Consider the following 989-nt stretch of genomic DNA (forward strand, 5'->3'; position numbering starts at 1 on the left):
GTGGCCCGGCGAAGCCGGGACGGAGAGGGGCCTTCGTAGAACGCAGCTTCGGAGTGGGACGGCTTCACGACAGCACAATTCTGCGAAGGCTCTGCCGTCGCGGAGGGCGCCCCCGCTCCGTTCTCGGGCTTCGCCCGAGCCACCTCTCCCCCGCCTTCGCGGGGGCGAGGAAATGTGCTGTGCCTACCCCCTCTTCCCCGTCAGCGTCATGTCGAAGTCGACGACATTGGAATAGAGCGGCGTGCCGACATCCATGCCGTAGCGCGACCGCAGCACCTTGCCGGTGACGTGGAATTTGATGGTCCCGCCCTTCAATCCGCCGAGCTCGGCGGTGAATTTCTCCGGAAACGTCTTGCCGCGCGCCGTCAGGCGCCCGGTAACGACCGCCGTCGTGTCACCGGTGCGCGTCACGCTGGTCGAGCGGAACTGGATCTCCGGGTTGTTGGCCGCGTCGAACACCGCGTCGGAGCGCAGGAAGGCATCGATGCGGGCCTGACCGGTGCCGACGCTTTCGGGATAGATGGTGAGGTCGACCTTGGAGCGGCCGACATCGCCATTGTCGATGCGGATCGTGCCCTTGAAGCGGCCGAAAGCGCCGTCGAAGCCGCCGCCGCCGGCCTTGCCGATGGTGAAGCGGATCGAGGAGCCAGACGGGCTGATCGTGTAGCTGCCGGCCGCGTCGCTGAGCGCCACCGCGGCAACGGCAGGCACGGCAAGGCAAGCGGCAAAGGCCGCCAATCCGAGGATACGCGCGTTCATGGGTTTCTTCCTTCCGCAGATACGCTTTTCTGCGTTCTTGCCCCACCAACGAATGGTGGCGCGGTTCTATTCCCTGCCTGACGAAGGTGTGATCATGCGCGTCAGCACATTGTCGCGCAGCAGGAAATGGTGGCGCAGCGCCGCCGCGATGTGCAGCGCCACCAGCCCGATGCCGGCATAGGCGAGATACCAGTGCGCGGACGTCCAACAGCTCTCCGAAGCGTCGGAGT

2 protein-coding genes are annotated in these 989 nt (G+C 65.9%); both read right to left on the reverse strand.

Annotation, left to right across the window (positions count from 1 at the left end):
- Positions 1 to 183: 183 nt before the first annotated feature.
- On the reverse strand, positions 184 to 759 hold the full coding sequence (locus tag EOA24_RS39270) for a YceI family protein (protein WP_126080133.1): 576 nt from the start codon (positions 757 to 759) through the stop codon (positions 184 to 186).
- Between the two features lie 66 nt (positions 760 to 825).
- On the reverse strand, positions 826 to 989 hold a 164-nt coding region (locus tag EOA24_RS39275), incomplete at its 5' end, for a cytochrome b/b6 domain-containing protein (RefSeq protein WP_189354650.1).

This window comes from Mesorhizobium sp. M2A.F.Ca.ET.039.01.1.1, from assembly GCF_003998035.1.
GTDB lineage: Bacteria > Pseudomonadota > Alphaproteobacteria > Rhizobiales > Rhizobiaceae > Mesorhizobium.